The 20,262-nt window shown below is 40.2% G+C and carries 13 protein-coding genes; 5 read left to right on the top strand and 8 right to left on the bottom strand.

Annotated elements, in window-relative coordinates; all coding sequences use genetic code 11:
• Positions 1-9 precede the first annotated feature (9 nt).
• From ATS72_RS16785 to ATS72_RS16800, 4 genes are all read right to left on the bottom strand, one after another.
• Positions 10-3,660 carry an AAA family ATPase gene (locus ATS72_RS16785; RefSeq protein WP_058429341.1) on the bottom strand — a complete coding sequence of 1,217 codons (3,651 nt, stop codon included), beginning with the start codon at positions 3,658-3,660 and terminating at the stop codon, positions 10-12.
• Positions 3,657-4,904: an exonuclease SbcCD subunit D C-terminal domain-containing protein gene (locus ATS72_RS16790; protein WP_058429342.1), complete on the bottom strand. Its 1,248-nt coding sequence runs from the start codon at positions 4,902-4,904 to the stop codon at positions 3,657-3,659. Before ATS72_RS16790 ends, ATS72_RS16785 begins: the two co-directional genes overlap by 4 nt.
• A 78-nt stretch (positions 4,905-4,982) precedes the next feature.
• On the bottom strand, positions 4,983-5,219 hold the full coding sequence (locus tag ATS72_RS16795; protein WP_006793303.1) for a hypothetical protein: 237 nt from the start codon (positions 5,217-5,219) through the stop codon (positions 4,983-4,985).
• 133 nt (positions 5,220-5,352) lie between these two features.
• Complete coding sequence (locus ATS72_RS16800) at positions 5,353-5,589, bottom strand: hypothetical protein (protein ID WP_039037299.1); 237 nt, start codon at positions 5,587-5,589, stop codon at positions 5,353-5,355.
• A gap of 284 nt (positions 5,590-5,873) precedes the next feature.
• On the opposite strand from ATS72_RS16800, the gene ATS72_RS16805 reads away from it, so the two are divergent.
• The 4 genes from ATS72_RS16805 to ATS72_RS16820 all read left to right on the top strand — a co-directional run bounded on the left by ATS72_RS16805 (position 5,874) and on the right by ATS72_RS16820 (position 10,602).
• The gene (locus ATS72_RS16805; RefSeq protein WP_058429343.1) at positions 5,874-8,321 is read left to right on the top strand and encodes a M1 family metallopeptidase; all 2,448 of its coding nucleotides are present in this window, start codon (positions 5,874-5,876) and stop codon (positions 8,319-8,321) included.
• Complete coding sequence (locus tag ATS72_RS16810) at positions 8,321-8,815, top strand: DUF6702 family protein (RefSeq protein WP_058429344.1); 495 nt, start codon at positions 8,321-8,323, stop codon at positions 8,813-8,815. The genes ATS72_RS16805 and ATS72_RS16810 overlap by 1 nt, the downstream gene beginning before the upstream one ends.
• Before the next feature lie 312 nt (positions 8,816-9,127).
• Complete coding sequence (locus ATS72_RS16815) at positions 9,128-9,745, top strand: HAD family hydrolase (protein WP_006793307.1); 618 nt, start codon at positions 9,128-9,130, stop codon at positions 9,743-9,745.
• A gap of 131 nt (positions 9,746-9,876) precedes the next feature.
• The gene (locus ATS72_RS16820; protein WP_008132889.1) at positions 9,877-10,602 is read left to right on the top strand and encodes a YebC/PmpR family DNA-binding transcriptional regulator; all 726 of its coding nucleotides are present in this window, start codon (positions 9,877-9,879) and stop codon (positions 10,600-10,602) included.
• Between the two features lie 272 nt (positions 10,603-10,874).
• Here ATS72_RS16820 and ATS72_RS16825 read toward each other — a convergent pair whose 3' ends face one another.
• Positions 10,875-13,055, bottom strand: coding sequence for a malate synthase G (locus tag ATS72_RS16825; RefSeq protein ID WP_058429345.1), 2,181 nt, complete (start codon positions 13,053-13,055; stop codon positions 10,875-10,877).
• 234 nt (positions 13,056-13,289) lie between these two features.
• Here ATS72_RS16825 and ATS72_RS16830 point away from each other — a divergent pair, with 234 nt between their 5' ends.
• Positions 13,290-14,891, top strand: a complete 1,602-nt coding sequence (locus ATS72_RS16830; protein WP_006793310.1) for an isocitrate lyase — start codon at positions 13,290-13,292, stop codon at positions 14,889-14,891.
• A gap of 601 nt (positions 14,892-15,492) precedes the next feature.
• Here ATS72_RS16830 and ATS72_RS16835 read toward each other — a convergent pair.
• The 3 genes from ATS72_RS16835 to ATS72_RS16845 form a co-directional block, all read right to left on the bottom strand.
• On the bottom strand, positions 15,493-17,517 hold the full coding sequence (locus tag ATS72_RS16835) for a S9 family peptidase (RefSeq protein ID WP_058429346.1): 2,025 nt from the start codon (positions 17,515-17,517) through the stop codon (positions 15,493-15,495).
• A gap of 159 nt (positions 17,518-17,676) precedes the next feature.
• The gene (locus ATS72_RS16840; protein ID WP_058429347.1) at positions 17,677-18,402 is read right to left on the bottom strand and encodes a 5-oxoprolinase subunit PxpA; all 726 of its coding nucleotides are present in this window, start codon (positions 18,400-18,402) and stop codon (positions 17,677-17,679) included.
• 1 nt (position 18,403) lies between these two features.
• Positions 18,404-20,215, bottom strand: coding sequence for a glycoside hydrolase family 3 protein (locus ATS72_RS16845; protein ID WP_058429348.1), 1,812 nt, complete (start codon positions 20,213-20,215; stop codon positions 18,404-18,406).
• Between the last annotated feature and the right edge of the window lie 47 nt (positions 20,216-20,262).

Consider the following 20,262-nt stretch of genomic DNA (forward strand, 5'->3'; position numbering starts at 1 on the left):
TTAATCAGCTTATAAAACTTCAATAGTGGAGTATCCACCACTTTGCTTACTTACATGAACTTGCGTGGCTACACGTTCGCTCATTTCGCTCACATGCGATATAACCCCTACTTTGCGGCCCTGTGCTTGCAACGAATCGAGCGCGTCCATAGCAACGCTGAGTGTTTCGCTATCTAACGTACCAAACCCTTCGTCAATAAACAAAGAGTTGATTTGTACTTTGTTTGACGAAAGGGATGCAAGCCCTAATGCCAGTGCTAGTGATACTAAAAACGATTCACCGCCAGAGAGTGTATTAACCGAGCGTTGTTCGTCGGCCATGTCGCGGTCAATAATCGCAATATCGAGCGATTGCGTAATGGCTGTAAGCTCGTAGCGTTTATTAAGGGTTTTTAAGTGGCTATTAGCGTAATGCAGTAATATTTTTAGTGTTTGTGTTTGCGCTAAGTTACGCATGGTTTTACCGGTTGCATCGCCTAGTACTTTATTAAGTAAGTGCCATTGTTCCACTCGCTTTTTAAGGGTGGCTAGCTCAGCTTGCTTACCCTCAAGTGATTTGGCATTTTGGTTGTGCTGTTCTATAGCAGTATTGGTGGTAAGTAAACTGTTTTGCTGCTCAGTTTGCTTTGCATTTAATGCCGCTAATTGCTCGGTGAGTTCAATATGGTTTTGTGATGGCTTGTTAGTATTTTGGTGATCTGTATACGCACTTTGTTGCTGTTTAAGCGCTGCATTTGCATCAGTAAGTGCAGCTGAAAGCTGCTCAAACTGGGTTAAATGGGCTTTAATTTGCTCACTGCTTAACGTTAGTAAAATTGTGATCTGCTCGTGCGTTGCCTCACTGTACTGGGCTTTAAAGTCGCTAAACCATTCGTTGTAGCGCTCTTCAAGTGTTTTAAGCTCCGTGCTTTGCTCGGCTAAACGCAGCTCTGCGTTTTTAAGCTCAATTGCATGCTCGTCTCGTTTTTTTACAGCGTTATCGTAAGTTTGCTGGCTGTTAGTTAACTGAGCTTGGCATTGCTCAAGCTGGGCATTAATTCTTGTTTGGTAGTCGTTTACGCTTATTTGCTCGTTATTAAACAACGCAAGGCGCTCACTTTGGGTTGTATTTTTTAGCTTTTGGGCATTGTCTAAATCATCTTTTAGCGTTTTAAGTGCACTTTCGCTTTTAGTTATTAATGGCGTAAGCTGCTGTATTTGCTGATTGGCTGTGTCTATTTGTTTTTGACTTTGCTCAAGTTGCGCATATGTATGCTGATACTGCTCAACCTGTTGGCTTAAATCATTTAGGTTAAGCGAGCCAGTTTGCAGCTGCTGCCAAAAGTTGCTGTTTTCAAATTGTGCATTAAGTGTTGTGGTTAGATCGCTAATTTGCGACGTTAGCTCAGCGTGCTTTGTATTTACTTGGCTTAGTTTATTGGTTAGTTCACTGTTTAAATTATGCAATTGCTGTTGTGTTTGTTGCTCTGCTTTCAAGGCGTTTGTTTGCTGATTTACCTTTTCTTGCAAGGCTGATTGCTGTTTTTGCGACTCAAAATAGTGAGACTTTTGGTTGCTGAGCTGGGCGTGGGTTTCATCAAGCTGCTGCGCTGTTAAATCGTTAAGCTCTGTGCGAGTACCTTGCATTGTTGTTTTAATTTCTAGCTGTTTGGCCTGTGCGCTTTGTATGGCCTGACTGTGCTGGGCGTGCTCAGTGACAAGTATAGCATGTTGTGTTTGATGCTGATGCAGCTTAGTTTGAGCGCTATCGTGTAGCTGTTTAGCCTGATTATAACTTGCTTCAAAATCGGCTATTAAGTTAATTAATTGCGGGCTTTGGCTGCTTGCATACGGGTGCTCTTTTGCCCCGCACACTACACATGGCTCGTTTGGAATAAGCTGAGTGCGTAAATGTTCTACGTTTTCGCTGGCACGCAGGCGTGCTTGGTTTAATGCGTATTCGCTGTGTTTAAGTGCTTGTTCGCATGAAGCTAAGCTTTGTTGCAATGTTGTTTGCGTTTGCTCACTGTTTACAAGTTTGGCTGCAACCGTCGCTTGTTGTTGTGAGCTGTGTTTTATTTCTTGATTAAACTGCTGGTAGCGCAAGCGCTGATCATTTAAATATTCAATATTTTTAAGTTTGCTATCGCATTGCTCAATATTGAATTGACGTAGTTGCTCACTTAGTTGTTTGAGATCTTTCTGCTCATGCGCAAGTTGTTGTTCTTGTAGCTCTACTTTTTTAGTTTGATCTGCTAACTGTGTCGCGTGTTTAGTTTGCTCTTCTAGCAGTTGTTTGCTTTGAGAAGCGGTTGCCTTTATTTGCTCATTGGCACTTAAATACGTATTAAAGCTGTGTTGGTAAAAATTCCAATCATTCGCGAGCGGTTTAAGCTGCGTATGTTCAGTAAGCCATTGCTGATGCTGCGTATTTAGCTTAGTTGCTTCATCAAGCGCGGTTTGGCTGTGTTTAAACTGTATTTGTAATTCGCTAAGTTGTTGCTGCTCTTTTTCACTTTGCTGAGTAAGGCTAGTAATGCTTTGTGTGTGAATAGCAAGCTGGTTGTCGAGCTCGCGGGCTTTTGCAATAATTGGCTCAGCAGATTGCTTTTGCTCTTGCGCTGTTTTTAATTCGCTTTGTTTTGTTTTAAGTGCCTTTACTTGCTCATCAATAAGCGTTGCATGGTCAATAGTTTTTAAGTCACTTATTTGTTCATTTAGTGTGTTATTTTGCGCTGTTAAATACTCATGTCGTTTTCGGTTATCTTTTATCTCAAGTGCGCTTTGTGCTTGTTTTGCTTGCTCACTCTGTTGAGCAATTTTTGTAAGCTCGTTGGTAGCATGCTGCTGACTTTTTGTTGCCTCTTCAAGTGCTAGCTCAAGTGCACTTGCTTGCTTGTACCAATTTAGGTTTTGTTCTGTGCTTATTAGCGTTTTTTTAGTGTGTTCTATTTGCTGTTTTAGCTCATTAAGTGTGGTGTGTTTTATTGCTAATTCGTCTTCACTCAATAAGGTATAACTTGAAAGGCTTGCTTGTAGTAAATCAAACTTATCTTTTAACTCTTTGTTACGTTCAAAAATACGCTTACCAATTAGGCTAAATTTGTCGGTGCCTGTTAGGCACTCCAATAATTGCGCGCGTTCATCGCCAGTTGCTTTTAAAAATGCAGCAAATTCGTGCTGCGCTAATAATACCGCACGCGAGAATTGCTCAAAGCTTAAACCTATTTTACTTTCTATTTGTTTTAAGGTTTGGCTTTTGTCGGCTATGAGGGTTTCATCGGGCAAGGTAACTAACGTGTGCTCGGCGACTTTTAATTTACCGGTTACTTTTTTATGGGTGCGCTGTATAGAATAACGAGCGCGGTAAAGCTGTTTGTCTTGCCCTACAAAGTCAACCTCAGCAAAGCCTTCCCACTTTCCACGGCGTAATAAGTTACGCGCATCGTTTAATTTGATGCTGTCGCCATTAAAATCAATCAGGTTACCTTTATCGCCTTTTAGGCGTGCCGTTTTTGTGTAAAGCGCCAAACAAATTGCATCTAAAAAGGTACTTTTACCCGCGCCGGTGTCGCCGGTTATGGCAAATAAGCCCGCATCTTTTAGTGGGGCTTGAGTAAAGTCGATTTCGGCGTCTACTATTGATGCTAAGTTATGAATGCGTACTGCGGTTATTTTCATAGTTGCTCTTGCTCCGTCAGTTCATTTATTACATCGTTTAAAAGCACTTTTAGTTCATCGGGTACGTTCTGCCCTGCCATGTCTTTATCATTTGCAAAGGCTTGTTCTAATAAATTGAGCGGATTGAGCATTTCAACTTCACTTAAATCTTCAAATACTGTGTCGTTGTCGGTTTGGGCTGTTTGTTCACGAACGCGTTCGATACCGCAAAATTTTACGTGCTTACCTTCTAATGCTTGTTCTATTTGTTCTCTGAAGGTGGTGTCGGTATCACTTGATTTAAGCTTTACGCGTAAATAAGGGGCAATAGCATGTTGTGATGTATCGAGTGCTTTAATTTGTTCACATAAGTCATTCAGTGGCACACACTCCCCTTTTGGTAAAATAATAACGTCGGCTGAGCGCGGAATGTAAAGGGGGTTTACAGTTGTGCTAATGCTCTGTTTTTTATCGCTTTTAAATTCGATAACATTAACTTGGTGCGTATAGTTACGCTCTGAAAACGACATGGGAATAGGCGTGCCGCTGTAGCGAATAGCCTCGTTTTTAGCAACTTGTTGCGCTTTGTGTAAATGGCCTAGAGCAACATAGTTGGCTTTATTGCCAAACACATTGGCTGAAATAGACTCTTCACCACCTATCACTAAGTTGCGCTCTGAATCGCTTGATATGTCGCCGCCTTTAGCGTGTAAGTGCCCCATTACAATTAGCGGCGAATTTTGCGCGTTAATGCTATAGGCGTGATCAAGGGCAAGCTTATAGGCATTTGCAACGCCCTGTGCATAGCTAGGGCCGTTTTTTGTCTGGCTTAGTGAGCTGACATCGCTTGAGCGCAAAAAAGGCATAGCAGCAATTACAGCGCGTTTATTATTAGTATTTATTTCTATAATAATATCGCCAGGCGCTGATACATCAAAACGCCCTACTACGTGGGTATCAAATTGAGCAAGTAAAGGCTGAGCCGCTAAAATACGATTTGCAGAATCATGATTGCCAGCAATAATTACCACGTGCATGTGTGGGCAATGTTTTTTAGCGTCTTTTATAAACTGGTAAAGTTGGTTTTCGGCGCTGGCACTGGGTGTTGCCGTATGATAAATATCGCCTGCAACTAATAACAAATCTATTTGCTGCTCAACAAGTGTGGCAAGTAACCAGGTAAAAAATGCTTGATGCTCAACACGGCGGTCGTGTTCGTAAAATTGTTGGCCAAGGTGCCAATCGGAGGTATGAAGGACTTTCATGTCGCGCTCTTAAAAACCAGTAAGAGCGCCAATATACCCAAGGCTGCTAAAGATGCAAGCCTCAGTATAACTAAACAGTTAGCTTAAGCTGTACCAAATGCCAAAAATTACTGGCAAAGCAATCAATGCGATGAGTAGAGGTTTTTTTAACGTTTTAGTTTGTTTGGATTGTAGTCTTTTAAGTGCGTTCGTTTCGTTACAAGCAGCTACTTTATCAATGTAAAAATAACCTGAATCTAGGTACTGCTTACAGCTATTTTCGTTGGCTGGGATTGCAATTAGTTCTTGTTGTTTTTTTAGGATATAAAAATCCATGAGCCCACCGCATTTCTTACTTGTAATCGATAATATTTGAGGATAAATAGTCGTTATTTATTTGCATCAAATAAAAAGGTGGGCGATTTTAAATACAAATGACTACAAAGATCAACCAAAAACTACGGTAATTTCAATTTATCGTACAAATAATTAAAATTAGTGAAAACACGGCAATATTTACGCCAATTATGAGCTGTTTTTTACTGTGTTTTTGTTCAGTGGTTAGCCGTTTTAGGGCATCTTCTTTGTTGCAGGCCGACACAATATCTACATAAGAATAATGGTCAGCTTTATAGCGCTCAAGTAGTTCTTTTTCAGCAGGAATTGCGTCTAGTTTGTTTGCCTTTTTTACAATATAGAATTTCATAGCGTGGACCTTTAAAATCTCACTTAACTCCACTGTAATCTCATTTGATGAACTTGACCTGAAGTTGGCTAATACGTGAGTGTTTTAATGCTCTAGTCGGTTTAAAATTTGTAAACCCCCTTTACATTTTTAAATGAATTAAAATAGCTAACAAATTATTGTTATTTGTGCGTACAAAACTTTAGTGAATATCACCCTAAAAATAGGGTGTTTGGTCGCTATTTAATTGAAGAAAACGGCTACATTTGACACAGTATGATCACAAAATTATTTTAGGACTAACAATGAAAAAAATAAGTCTTACGCTTAGTGCTCTTTTATTGCCAATGGTAATGTCGGGTAGTGCTATTGCGTCTTCAGTTGAACAAACAAAAGGCTCGTTTGTTGATAAGTTTCGTCAGTTAGATGAAGCATTGCCGACACCAAATGTTTACCGCAGTGCTGCGGGTGAACCAGGTGAAAATTACTGGCAGCAAAAAGTTAACTACGATATTGACGTGAAGTTAGATGAAAAAAAGCGTCGTCTTAGTGCAAGCCAGAGCATTGAGTATAAAAATAACTCACCGCATACATTAAAATATTTATGGTTACAGTTAGACCAAAATATTTTTAAAAGTGATTCAATTGCTGAAACCACTAAAACCTTTAAAAGCACGTTACAAAGCCTGCCTGCGCAAAAGCCTGCAAAACTGAGCCTAGGTCAGTTGCGTCGCCAGCAATTTATGAGTGACAACGAGCTTGGCTTTGCAATAAGCAATGTTAAAGACGAAGACGGTAAAGCACTACGTGTAACAATTGTAGATACATTAATGCGTATTGACTTGAATGAGCCGTTAAAGCCAGGTAAAGAAGTTGAGTTCAGCATGGACTTTGCGTTCAATATTGTTGAAGAAGATGCTGTTGGCGCACGTTCAGGTTATGAGCATTTTGAAAAAGATGGCAACGATATATTTTTACTTGCCCAGTGGTTTCCGCGTTTAGCGGCGTACACAGATTACGAAGCATGGACGAATAAAGCCTTTTTAGGCTCAGGTGAATTTACGCTTGAATTTGGCGATTACGACGTAGAAATTACAGTACCCGCTGATCACATTGTATCGGCAACGGGTAGGTTAGATAATCCAAGCAAGGTACTTACAAGCACGCAGCGTAAACGTTTAAAGCAATCTGAAACTGCTAAGCGACCTGTGTTTATTGTGACCGAAGAAGAAGCACTCGAAAACGAAAAAGAAGGCACCGACAAAACGAAAACATGGCGATTTAAAGCCGATAATGTTCGTGATTTTGCATGGGCGTCTTCACGTAAATTTATGTGGGATGCAAAAGGCTATCAGCAAGGCGGTGATGTTCAACCACTTGTTATGGCCATGTCTTTCTTCCCTAAAGAGGGTGGCGACTTATGGAAAAAGTATTCTACTGAGTCTGTTGTGCACACAATGGAAGTGTATTCAAAGTATTCGTTTGATTACCCTTACCCAACTGCACAATCGGTAAATGGTCCGGTAGGTGGTATGGAATACCCAATGATTACTTTTAATGGTCCGCGTACTAAATTACAAGATGACGGTACACGCACCTATTCTCAGTCTGAAAAACGCTTTTTGATTGGCGTTGTGATTCATGAAGTTGGCCATATTTACTTCCCAATGATCGTTAACTCTGATGAACGTCAGTGGACGTGGATGGATGAAGGCTTAAATAGCTTTTTAGATGGTGTTGCCGGACGTGAATGGGATCCTACTATTCCGTGGGGTGTTGAGCCTCGTGATATTGTTTCGTATATGAAATCTGAAGTTCAGGTGCCTATTATGACGCAATCAGATAGCGTACTTCGCTTAGGCCCTAATGCTTACACTAAACCTGCTGCCGCGCTTAATATTTTACGTGAAGTGATTTTAGGCCGCGATTTATTCGACTTTGCATTTAAAGAGTACGCACAGCGCTGGAAATACAAGCGCCCTACCCCCGCTGATTTTTTCCGTACTATGGAAGAAGCGTCAGGTGTTGATTTAGATTGGTTTTGGCGCGGCTGGTTTTACACTACCGACCATGTAGATATCTCGTTGGATAAAGTGTATCAACTGCGTTTAGATACTAAAAATCCAGATATAGATTACAGCCGCCTACGTGATATTGAAGCTGACAAACCAACATCGTTATTTGTTGAGCGTAACCGTGCAGAAGGTAAAAAAACATGGGTTGAGAAAAACCCTGATATTACTGATTTTTATGACGAAAATGACCGTTTCACGGTAACGAATAAAGAGCGCAACGCGTACAACAAGTTTTTAAAAGGGCTTGAGCCGTGGGAGCGTAAAACGCTAGACCGTGCTTTAAGTGACGATCAAAACTATTACGTGATGGAATTTTCAAACTTAGGCGGTTTGGTGATGCCAATTTTACTTGAGCTCACGTATGAAGATGGCACTAAAGAAGAGCGTTACATTCCTGCTGAAATTTGGCGTCGTAATCATAAAAATGTACAAAAGCTTATAGTTACTGATAAAAATAAGCCGCTTGTATCAGTAAGTGTTGATCCACGCTGGGAAACTGCAGACGTTGATGTAGAAAACAATAACTACCCACGTCGCATTATTCCTTCACGTATTGAAGTATTTAAAAAGAGTAAGAGTAAAGCTAAAGTGAGTCGCGATATCATGCAAGATATTAAAACAGAGCTTAAAAGCGATGAGAAAAAAGACGCAAAGGATGAAGTAGAGGAACAGCAATAATGCGTTTTTTGCTTATTGTTGTTTGCTTTTTAATTGCTGCGCCAAGTATGGCGCATCAATTAAAATCATCAGTAACGACTGTGCTTTTTAACAAAAGAACGCATAATGTTGAGCTTATGCATCGGTTTTACTTACACGATACTGAGCATGCCGTTAGCAGCTTATTTGAAGGTAAAATTGATATAATTAGCAATAAAACTGATCAACAACGCTTTGCCAAATATGTTGAGTCACATGTGGCTTTGCAAACATTAAATGGTGACGTTGTGCCGCTTAACTTTGTTGGCGCTCAGGTTGATGGTAAGTTTTTTTGGGTTTATCAAGAAGCGCCTATCCCAGAGGGAATTCAAGGGATAAAAATGAGTAATGGTGCGCTGCGTGATTTATGGCCATCACAAGTAAATATGGTGAACGTTGAAGGCAAAGGTAAAGTTAAAACCCTAAACTTTGCTCAGGATGATACCTGGCTTGAAGCTCGCTTTGAGGCTAACTAATTCACTATTAATATAAAATACGCGCTTATTTAAGTGCGTATTTTATTACACTATTTAACGTGCGTTCATAATTGATCGGTAAAATACCAAGTTACGTAAAAAATTGGGTTGTTTATATTTACCTTGTTTTGCGCAACATACAACTAGCTGCTAAGCTTTTGTTCATTGGTAGTTGCAGTGAAGTTACTGACCACCTCGCACTATTAATTTAAATATAATTAGTATTAATTGTTCCCATTTAAGGGTGTAAGCTCAGAGTATTTTTATGTTTGAAAAAAGCTCAACTAATTATTTTCACAAACAAGGATTGGTATGACGACTCAGGTAGAGGCTATCCATGGTGTTATTTTTGATTTAGATGGTACTTTGGTATCGTCAGAACTCGACTTCTCACTTATTAAAGCCCAAATTGGCTGTCCCGATAACGAAGATTTACTCGACTTTATTGCGCAACTTCCTTCTCCTTATATGCGCGAAGAGGCAATGAACATTGTTCACCAGCACGAATTATTAGATGCGCAACATGCCACGTTGTTGCCAGGTGTAAGTGAAGCTATTGCACTATTAAATGAACGAAATATTCCTATGGCAATAGTGACGCGTAATTTTGACAAAGCCGCTGCACTTAAATTAAAAAATAACCCGCTTCCTATCAGCACAGTACTTACACGAAGTGACGCACCAGCAAAACCCGATCCAAGTGCATTAAATGCTATTGCCACGCTTTGGAATATTAGCGCAGATAACCTATTGTACGTAGGCGATTACTTATACGATATTCAAGCTGCACACAATGCTAATATGCGTGCCTGCTTATATGCTCCCAATGAAACGCCTCCTTATGCTGATCAAGCTGATTATGTGTTGCATGATTTTTACGATTTGGTTGCTTTAGTTGAAAGCTACTCCAAAAAAGTCGAGTTATGTTAAATTGACGCTATATTAGTTTTAATAAATTTACCTCTCACAATATGGGCGCTCATTCACTAAGGTTTACTAGCCCAATACGTTTTGAATTGGTAAAATAACAAAAAATGTAATGTATTTATTAGAGGCACAAAATGGGTAGAGCATTTGTAGTTCGTCAAAGTTCTATGATCAAAACAGCTAATGCAAAAACAAAAGTAAACTCAAAGTACGGTAAAGAGATTTACGTTGCTGCTAAAAATGGTGAACCCGATCCTGAAGTAAATCAAACTTTGCGTCGTCTAATCGAAAAAGCTAAAAAAGACCAAGTTCCTGCGCACGTTATCGAAAAAGCAATAGAGAAAGCCGCCGGTGGAGCAGGGGAGGATTACTCGGTTGCTCGCTACGAAGGCTACGGGCCGGGTAATTGTATGGTGATTGTTGACTGCTTAACTGATAACCCCAACAGAACCATTAAAGATGTGCGCTTACCGTTTACTAAAACTGATTCAAAAATAGGGACGCCTGGTTGTGTAGCCCATATGTTTGATCATTATGCAGTATTAGGCTTTGCAGGCGATGACGATGAAGTTGTTTTAGAAGCGCTAATGATGGCCGACGTTGACGTTGCTGACGTAGAAGCTGAAGATGGAAAAATTTCTGTTTTTGCACCGCCTACAGAATACTTTAAGGCTAAAACAGCTCTTGAAGACGCATTTGAAGGTATTAACTTTGAGGTAGACGAAATTACTTTTATCCCTCAAGTTAATATTGAAATTGATGATGAAGAGGTTATTGCTAACTTCGATAAATTTATAAATATGCTTGAAGACTGTGATGACGTACAAAATGTGTATCACAATGCAATAATAAAAAAATAACCCTAACGTCATTTTTATAGCAAATACAAATTAAAAAGCGTGTTTTGTGTATACAAAACACGCTTTTTTGTATTTACAGAAATGTTAGGTATTCATAGAGGTTATTGATTTATGTGTTTCTACTTTAAATTGAGTTGTTTTAATTATGTTTAAACACATTTTTATGAATATTGGTGTGCTTATTTGTTGATTTAAAAATAAAAAACCAGCCCTAAGGCTGGTTTTGACACGAAATAAACAATTAAGATACAGCGTTAAACATTTGGAGTGTATTAACTTTGCTGTAACTTATACTGTATACGGTAGCTATGTAATAACGGTTCAGTATAGCCGCTAGGTTGTGTTGTTCCTTCAAGTACTAAGGCGAGGGCTGCTTGAAACGCAATACTATTTTTTAGTGTTTCAGGGCTGCTTGCCATTGGGGTGTAGGCTTTATCGTGTTCGTTTTGGCCGTCTACTACCTTGGCCATTTTTGCCATAGTGGAAGTAATTTGCTCTTGTGTACATATGCCATGTAATAACCAGTTAGCCATATGTTGACTAGATATTCTAAGTGTTGCTCTGTCTTCCATTAGCCCGATATGGTTAATATCGGGTACTTTAGAGCAGCCTACACCTTGGTCTATCCAGCGTACTACGTAACCCAAAATACCCTGTGCATTGTTTTCAAGTTCGCTTTGTATGTCTTCTTTAGAGAGTGTTGATGGGTCTTGCATGAGTGGCGGAGTAAGTAAGTCGTCAAGGCTTGCTATTGCTCGCTCAGCGATTGCATGTTGCTCAGTAAAAACATTAACATCATGGTAGTGCATAGCATGCAGCGTTGCGGCAGTAGGAGAGGGCACCCAAGCTGTATTAGCACCCGATTTAGGGTGTGCTAACTTTTGCTCCATCATCAGCGCCATTTTGTCAGGCATAGGCCACATGCCTTTGCCTATTTGAGCTTTTTGGCTTAATCCACAGGCAAGGCCAATATCTACGTTGCGATCTTCGTAAGCACTTATCCAAGGCTGTTGTTTTATTTCAGCTTTAGGGAGCGCAACACCTGCTTGCATTGAGGTGTGAATTTCATCGCCTGTACGGTCCAAAAAGCCGGTGTTAATAAATACAACACGTTGTTTTGCTTCATTTATACATGCTTTTAAGTTTACAGATGTACGGCGTTCTTCATCCATAATACCCATTTTTAAGGTGTTTTTAGGTAAGTTTAAGGCTTCTTCTACATGGGTAAATAGTGTGCTTGTAAAAGCAACTTCTTCTGGGCCATGCATCTTAGGTTTTACAATATTAATGCTCTGCGCGCTGCTGTTTTTTACGCCAGAATTTTTATTTAAGTCGTGCAGGGCTGCTGTGGCAGTAAACATTGCATCCATTATACCTTCAAAAACAGGCTCGCCGTAAACGTCTGTAATGGCTGGGTTTGTCATTAAGTGGCCCACGTTTCTTACAAACATCATGCTTCGGCCTTTAAGCGTTATGGTACCGCCATCAATAGAAGTATACGTTTTGTCGCTTTGCAACGTACGTTCTACAACTTTGTCGCCTTTTTTAAACGATTCGACCAAGTTACCTTGCATTAAACCAAGCCAGTTTTTGTAAACTTGCACTTTATCTTGTGCATCTACGGCGGCTACAGAATCTTCACAATCCATAATAGTAGTTAGGGCTGCTTCAAGTACCACATCTTTTAAACCCGCTTTGTCAGCTTGGCCAATAATATGATGGTGATCTATCTGTAATTCTATATGTAAGCCATTGTTTTTAAGCAATACAACGCTTGGATTTTGGGCTTCGCCCTGGTAGCCAATTAACTGAGAGGGGTCAGCTAAAGTGGTTTGAGAGCTATCACGCAGCGTAATAACTAATGCGCCGTTTACAACAGAATAATTGGTGCTTTCAATATGTGAGCCGTTTTCAAGTGGCAGTGCTTTGTCTAAAAACTGGCGTGCGTATGCCATTACTTTAAAGCCACGAACCGGATTATAGGTAGTGCCTTTTTCTGCCCCGTCATCTTCACTTAACACATCTGTGCCATATAAGGCGTCGTATAACGAGCCCCAACGTGCGTTAGCTGCATTAAGTGCAAAGCGTGCGTTACTTACTGGAACAACCAACTGTGGGCCTGCTGTAACTGCTATTTCGGGTTCAACCTGTTGTGTTTCAATTTTAAAATTTGCAGGCTCTGGCACTAGGTAACCAATGTCACTTAAAAAACGTTGGTATTGCTTGCTATCCCACGTTTTATTTTTAATGTGGTACTGATCAATTTGTTGTTGCAGTTGTTCGCGTTTGGCCAACAGCGCTTTATTTACTGGCGTGAGCGTTTGAACAATCTTTGCAAAGCTTTGCCAAAATTGTTGTTCTGATAAGTGTGTACCAGGTAATAGTTTAGTTTTAACAAAGTCAGCAAGCTCTAAATCTACGCTGAGTCCTGAATGTGTGAGAGTGTGGGTCATAATTGCCTTCCTTAAACGGTCGCCATAGTATTTGTGCGTTTGAGCAACAATAACGTAAAAAAGCCATGTTGAGTGTGTTTTTGATATTCACAAAAAATATAGTCGTAATAAAAACTATAAATTTACTAAATCTAAAAAATAAGCCTAATGTTGAATTAAGCGCTACGGAGCACTAGCAACGTCGCCACTCTCACAACATTAAATTATTTATATACCCGTTCGAAGGACTTTATTATGACAACATATCAACGCGAAACCGACACACTTTCTACTTTATGCCAATCTCAAGGTAATGCATGGCAGGCAATTAACCCAGAGTATGCAACTCGCATGCGTTTACAAAATCGCTTTCGTACTGGGATAGAAATTGCACAATACACAGCTGACGTAATGCGTGAAGATATGGCCGCTTACGATAAAGATACAAGCCAGTACACACAGTCTTTAGGGTGTTGGCATGGATTTACTGCCCAGCAAATGATGATGGCTATTAAACGCCACCAAAAAACAACTAAACGTAGTTATGTTTACTTAAGTGGTTGGATGGTTGCTGCACTTCGCTCTGCGTTTGGTCCGTTACCTGACCAAAGTATGCACGAAAAAACATCTGTTCCAGCGCTTATTGAAGAAATTTACACATTCCTAAAGCAAGCTGATGCCCGTGAGCTTGACCACTTATTTAATGACCTAGATGAAGCCAAAGCGAATGGCGGCGACGTTCAAGCTGTACTTGATAAAATTGACAACTTTGAAACACATGTTGTGCCAATTATTGCTGATATTGATGCAGGTTTTGGTAACGAAGAGGCAACTTACCTACTTGCTAAAAAAATGATTGAAGCAGGTGCATGTGCTATTCAAATCGAAAACCAAGTATCTGATGCCAAACAATGTGGTCATCAGGCGGGTAAAGTAACCGTGCCTCACGAAGACTTTTTAGCAAAAATTAATGCGGTTCGTTATGCATTTTTAGAGTTAGGTATCGACAACGGTATTATTGTTGCGCGTACTGATTCGTTAGGTGCAAGCTTGACTCAAAAAGTACCGGTATCACAAACTCCAGGTGATTTAGCAAGTCAGTACAATGCCTTTTTAGAGACTACACCTATTAATGGCGTAGAGGACTTAAACGAAGGTGATACGGCAATGAAAATCAACGGTGAGCTGTGTAAACCTACTCGCCTTGAAAATGGCCTATACCAGTTCCGTGAAGGAACAGAGAAAGACCGCGTAGTACTTGACTGTGTAACTAGCCTGCAATCTGGCGCTGATTTGTTGTGGATTGAAACAGAAAAGCCACACGTAAAACAAATTGCTGAGCTTGTAAACCGGGTTAAAGAGCAAGTACCAAATGCTAAACTAGTGTACAACAACTCACCTTCGTTTAACTGGACGCTTAAGTTCCGTGAGCAAGTGTACCAAGAGTGGCAAGAAGCGGGTCGCGATTTGAGCGCTTACCCAAGCCTTGGTGATAATAAAGGCCTAATGGCACCAGAAATGGATGCAACAGAGCTTGCAGCCGCAGCTGATGTATTGGTACAAAATTTCCAACGTGATGGTGCACGTGAAGCGGGTATCTTCCACCACTTAATTACGCTGCCTACTTACCATACTGCAGCACTTAGCACAGATATTTTATCAGAAGGCTACTTTGGTGACTTAGGCATGCTTGCTTATGTACGTGATGTACAACGCCAAGAAATTCGCCGTGAACAAGCATCTGTTAAACACCAAGACCTAGCAGGTTCTAACATTGGTGATACACACAAAGAGTACTTCTCTGGTGATAACGCTTTAAAAGCCGGTGGTGAAGATAACACCATGAACCAGTTCTAAAAATTTCTAGATAGTGTTACTCAAGGGCCGTAAGGCCCTTTTTTATGTGTCATAAATATTTTTACTGCACTCACTAATAGCAAAGCCTTTATTAGTGCTAAAAGCGGATAGTGTATGAGAAATAAAAACTTACATTAGGTTACTTAGTTAGTTGAGATCAGGTTTTAACCAACTATAGATATGCGGATCACGTTTTAACTAGCTAACCGAATTTGTAGATCAGAGTTTAACTAACCCTTTAATAAAAGCGTTTTGTAAGTGCTTTTTTGCTTTAAAGGGGCCTTAAAGAGCTATTAAAGTAATCAAAAACGTTATTTTTTGTTTTTTTTGGTGTTTAAATTCGATTTATAAACCGATTTTTTACTAACGTATACCTTTCACAAAACAAAATTTTACCAACTGAAAGGCTATAAACAGTGACTCAAACCGATTTTTTACTAACTCAAACTATAAAAAAGCTATAAACCGAAATTTTACTAACTGAGAAATAGACTAAGTCCGATATTTAATATGCCCTAAAAGTGTAAAGGGGGTTTACACTTTGCACATACGTAAAAGCCACTTTTAAAAAGTGGCTTTTAGTAACTTAATTAATGTAATGCTATTTACTGTGCTTATCAAACCACCATTGAATGTAAGCAACTTTAGTCATTAAATTAGAAGGGCGAGCTGTAATACCATGCGATGCATCTGGTATGCGAACCATCGCGGTGTCAACACCTTGTAATTTTAGTGCTTGGTAGTATTGCTCTGTTTCAGAAATAGGTGTGCGATAGTCTGCTTCACCTGTAAGCAGCATTGTGGGTGTAGTAACATTACCTACATAGCTAATTGGCGAACGTTTCATGTAATGCGCTAAGTGATCCCATGGTTTGCCTGGGAACCAGTAATCAGCAAAAAATGGATAAAAGTCGGCAGTTAGTACAAAGCTGATCCAATTTATAACAGGTTTAGCAACAACAGCTGCAGCAAATCGATCTGTATGTCCAACAATCCATGCTGTTAGTACACCTCCGCCAGAACCACCGGTAACAAATAGTTTAGACTCATCAATAAACCCTTTTTTAATAAGCGCATCAACCCCAGACATTAAGTCATCAAAGTCATTACTTGGGTAATTATGATGAATGGTTTGTGCAAACTCTTTCCCATACGAATCACTTCCGCGCGGGTTCATGTATAACACCACATTACTTTTTGCTGCAAAAAGCTGAACTTCGGCACTAAAGTGAGGGCCATAATTAGCGACCGGCCCGCCGTGAATTTCGAGCACTAGAGGATACTTTTTAGTTTTATCAAACCCTGGCGGGTAAGCAATCCATCCTTGAATAGGTAATTGGTCGTGGCTTGATTTAAGCCAAATATCTTCCACTTTTGCCAGTTGTTTATCACCTAGCGCATCGCTATTAAGCGTGGTTAAGCGCTGAGTTTTACCGCGTTTAATGCTCGCTACATCCGCAGGGCGTTGAGTGTCAGCAAGTGTAAACGCGATATCGCCGTTGCTGCTTACATCAAAATCTCCGCCTGAGTATGGTCGTCCAAATGCTACACTGCCAATTTGTTCGGTGATCACTTTACGCTTGCCACTTCGAGGTTGATAAGCAAGGGTAGTTTGCCCTTCATTGGCATAGCTAAAGTAAACCCCTTTAGAGTTTGCAGCCCATTTTATTTGCCCAACGCTTCTATCAAAGTTGGGTGTTAAGCTTTTGGTGTTACCCGTTTTTAAATCACGAATGTAAAGTTGAGTATTTTCGTAGTTAGTGCGTTTATCGTCATATCCTGTATACGCAAGGTAACGACCATCAGGAGAGACTTTGGGTTGTTGATCTGGGCCATTTCTATTTGTTACAGCTTCAATGGCTAATGTGTTGAGGTTTAGCTTATATACTTCGCTGTTTGTAGGCTTGAGTTCACCATTTTTATGCCTATTCGCTGAGTAGTAAAGTAAGCTGCCATCTTTGCTAAAGCTAACATCACCTGTGTTATCAAATTCATCGCTAGTAAGCTGCTTAGCATTCCCACCGTTAGCATCAAGTGTAAATAATTGATTAAAGCCTTTTTGCGAGTATCCACCACCATCGGCTCGATAGTATACGTCATCAATAAATTTAGCTGGCTCTGCCCACGTTGCGCCTTTCGGTTTTCCTGGCAAATTAACCGGTGGCGTGTTTTTACTTGGTACAAACATGCTGAATACAAGCTGGCTTGAATCGGGGCTCCAACTAATAGCGCGAGGGCTACTGGTTAAATTACTTATTTTGGCAATGGCACCGGTTTTAAGCCACTTCATATAAATTTGGCTGCTGCCATCGCGGGTAGATATAAAAGCAAGGCGCTGTCCATCTGGAGAAAGTACCGGCGAGTAATCCATATGAACGCCTGAAGTGAGCGGCTGCATTTGTTTGGTTTTGTAATCAACAGACCAAATGTTTCCCACTTTTCGGTCTGTTTTTATATCCATGCGGTTTCGCACAAAGTAAACGGTTTTTCCGTCGTCAGTAATATCTATTTGATTTGCATATTCTAAATCAAATACATCTTGAAGTTGCAATGTGTGTGTATTGTCGTTTGCGTTTGCCAAATGGCTTGCGCTTAATATAAAACTAAGTGCTAAAAGTTGTTTCATTATTAATCCCTGTTGTTAACTTATGTACAGTTATAAGTGAGGGATTATTAAATTAACAGTGCAATGCGATGAAGCTCATATTTAACTCTATGGGTGTATTTAACAAGTTGGGGTAAAAAGCTGTAAAGGGGGTTTACAGCTTTCATATATTATTAAATGTCAGTCACACAGTGCTTTTATTTCTTTAATGAGTTCAATTGCATCATTATTGTCTCCATGGACACATAAACTATGTGCATTAAGCATAAGTTGCTTACCTGAGCGTGTGGTTACACTACCTGTTTGTAAGAGTTGTTTGACCTGTGCAAGTATGGCCGGTTTGTCATGCACGCTGCCATCAAGTTTGCGAGAGACCAAAAAGCCCTCATCAGTGTATTGCCTATCTGCAAATGCTTCGAGTACTAGTTCTACATTAAACTGTTTAGCTAACTGGATGTGTTTATCTGCTTGATTAGTCGCTAAAATCATCAGCTTTAGTTTACTAGGATAGCTCGCGACAGCAGATAAAATGGTTGCTAACACGTCGTTGTTAGCCATCATATCGTTATAAAGTGCACCATGTGGTTTTACATAGCTTAACGTAATCCCCTGTATTTTTGCCATGCCTTCAAGCGCTGCTATCTGATACTGAATACAATTAGTTAGTTCGCTTGTTGTTAACGCCATAGAGCGTCGTCCAAATCCTTGAAGATCAGGGTAACTGGGATGCGCGCCTACCGTTACGTTGTTTTTTTTAGCTAACGTTAATGTTGTTGCTATTACATCAGGGTCACCGCCGTGAAAACCACAAGCAATGTTCGCCATATTAATATGTGGCATAACTTGATCATCTAGCCCCATTTTCCATGAACCAAAGCTTTCACCCAAATCACAATTTAGTTTCATGTTAATTGCCTTTTTGCGGTTTAATTGTAACAGGCAAGGTGCCATTGGCAGTGGCTTGCCCTACTAATACTTTAGCGAGTGCGGTAAAGGCAGGGCCTGAAACACGCTCGTGCGTGTCTACATCAATATTGTAAGCATAAGAGGCCAGTACACTGTGGGCATAGTCGCCAAATTTAGCAATGTCGTAAGGAGCCCTCAAACTTATAAATACAGTACGCTTATTAAATTTGTTAGTCATGGAAAGCAATGACTCAAGCGCTTGTGGCTGTTCGCGCGTATTAAGCGCAAAATTAGGGTCATCTTTTAAATCATCCATGCCACCAATTTCAACCGCACTTTGATTAGGCGTAGCATTACCCGCTATAACAATATCAGCTGTTTTAATGCTCTGGGCTGCTTTTGCTGGGTCAAACCCTTGTAAGCTGCTGCAGCTGAACGTAATAGATGATGAACTTGCAGATTCAATTGCTTGCTGCATAGCCATACACTTACGGGTGTCGGGCATAATAATATGTATATGTTGGTCATCATTTAAATTTAGTGGCAATGTGTTTTCTGTGTTTTTTACCTGTGTTATTGCTGCTAAAGCAAGCTCAGCTTCTATTTTTCTGTGTTGTTTATTGCCTATTATACTTTTTGCATTAACTACTGCATTAATAGGGTCAAACTCAGTAGATAACTCAAATGCATTTTTAAGCGAAATAATACGCGCAGCCGATTGTGTTATTTCTTGCTCATCTAACTGATTTGACTCGACAGCATGAACTAACGATTTAATAAGCTCATCAAGCTTTTTTATATCATCGGGCGTTCTTATTTCTATAGGCATAAGCGCAATATCAACGCCGGCTAAAAATGTATTTATAACAGCTTGAATGGGTGTGAAAAACTGACTAATACCTGCCATATCAAGTGCGTCGGTAACCACTACGCCTTTATAGTTAAGCTCACCTCTTAAAATGTCGGTAATAATAGTGCGCGACATAGTGGCGGGCTTAATCATTGTATTGCCTTCTACAGAGACAAAGGTTGAGCTATCAAGCGCTGGATATTGTATGTGCGCTGTCATGATCATACCGGGATTTTGCTTAGCAATAATATGTTTAAAAGGGGCTAAATCTTGTTCGTAAATGGTACTTTTTGAGTGGGCAACGTTAGGGAGTCCTGTGTGGCTATCAACGTGAGTATCGCCATGTCCCGGAAAATGTTTGAGCGATGTAATTATGCCATTGCTCTCAAACCCAGCCACTTGTGCTGCGCCAAGTTCACTCACTCGTTGTGGGTTCTCACCAAACGAGCGTACATTTATAACGGGGTTGTCTGGGTTCATATTCACATCAATGGTGGGTGCATAATTTACATTGATCCCCAGGGCTGTTAGCTCATTGGCAATAACCGTTGCTGATTTAGTAGCAAAGTCAACGCCATGCTGTTTATAGGTTGCACCAATAGACATATTGCCTGTGAATGACGTTGCAATATCACGCGGCAAACGCGCAACCCTTCCGCCCTCTTGGTCTATTGATATAAATAGTGGCAGTTTACTTAAAGATTTACTGGCAGCCACTTGAAGTTGATGGCTAAGTGTAATGGTTTGTTCAATTGACTGAGTGTTTTCTGAAAATAATATAACGCCACCAATGTTATAGTCGCTGATTACGCGCGCCAATGACTCTGGTAGCTTTGTCATTGGTGTTCTGCAATGTTGACCAGTGCCTTGTTCACAAAAATAGCGAAAATCGAGCATTAACTTTTGCCCTAGTTTTTCCTCAAGAGAAAGAGCCGGTTTTGCAACCGCTTTAATTGATGGCATTAAGCACCCAGATATAAAAATAATTGACGGTAAAACATACTTATTTA

The sequence above is a fragment of the Pseudoalteromonas sp. 13-15 genome, from assembly GCF_001468205.2.
In the GTDB taxonomy this organism is placed as follows: domain Bacteria; phylum Pseudomonadota; class Gammaproteobacteria; order Enterobacterales; family Alteromonadaceae; genus Pseudoalteromonas; species Pseudoalteromonas marina.

What these genes read in the sequence shown, in the direction of transcription:
- ATS72_RS16820 (WP_008132889.1), top strand. Translation starts at nt 9,877, where the DNA reads ATGGGTAGAGCATTTGTAGTTCGTCAAAGTTCTATGATCAAAACAGCT.
- ATS72_RS16800 (WP_039037299.1), bottom strand. Translation starts at nt 5,589, where the DNA reads ATGAAATTCTATATTGTAAAAAAGGCAAACAAACTAGACGCAATTCCT.
- ATS72_RS16835 (WP_058429346.1), bottom strand. Translation starts at nt 17,517, where the DNA reads ATGAAACAACTTTTAGCACTTAGTTTTATATTAAGCGCAAGCCATTTG.
- ATS72_RS16785 (WP_058429341.1), bottom strand. Translation starts at nt 3,660, where the DNA reads ATGAAAATAACCGCAGTACGCATTCATAACTTAGCATCAATAGTAGAC.
- ATS72_RS16840 (WP_058429347.1), bottom strand. Translation starts at nt 18,402, where the DNA reads ATGAAACTAAATTGTGATTTGGGTGAAAGCTTTGGTTCATGGAAAATG.
- ATS72_RS16805 (WP_058429343.1), top strand. Translation starts at nt 5,874, where the DNA reads ATGAAAAAAATAAGTCTTACGCTTAGTGCTCTTTTATTGCCAATGGTA.
- ATS72_RS16845 (WP_058429348.1), bottom strand. Translation starts at nt 20,215, where the DNA reads ATGCCATCAATTAAAGCGGTTGCAAAACCGGCTCTTTCTCTTGAGGAA.
- ATS72_RS16830 (WP_006793310.1), top strand. Translation starts at nt 13,290, where the DNA reads ATGACAACATATCAACGCGAAACCGACACACTTTCTACTTTATGCCAA.
- ATS72_RS16825 (WP_058429345.1), bottom strand. Translation starts at nt 13,055, where the DNA reads ATGACCCACACTCTCACACATTCAGGACTCAGCGTAGATTTAGAGCTT.
- ATS72_RS16795 (WP_006793303.1), bottom strand. Translation starts at nt 5,219, where the DNA reads ATGGATTTTTATATCCTAAAAAAACAACAAGAACTAATTGCAATCCCA.
- ATS72_RS16790 (WP_058429342.1), bottom strand. Translation starts at nt 4,904, where the DNA reads ATGAAAGTCCTTCATACCTCCGATTGGCACCTTGGCCAACAATTTTAC.
- ATS72_RS16815 (WP_006793307.1), top strand. Translation starts at nt 9,128, where the DNA reads ATGACGACTCAGGTAGAGGCTATCCATGGTGTTATTTTTGATTTAGAT.
- ATS72_RS16810 (WP_058429344.1), top strand. Translation starts at nt 8,321, where the DNA reads ATGCGTTTTTTGCTTATTGTTGTTTGCTTTTTAATTGCTGCGCCAAGT.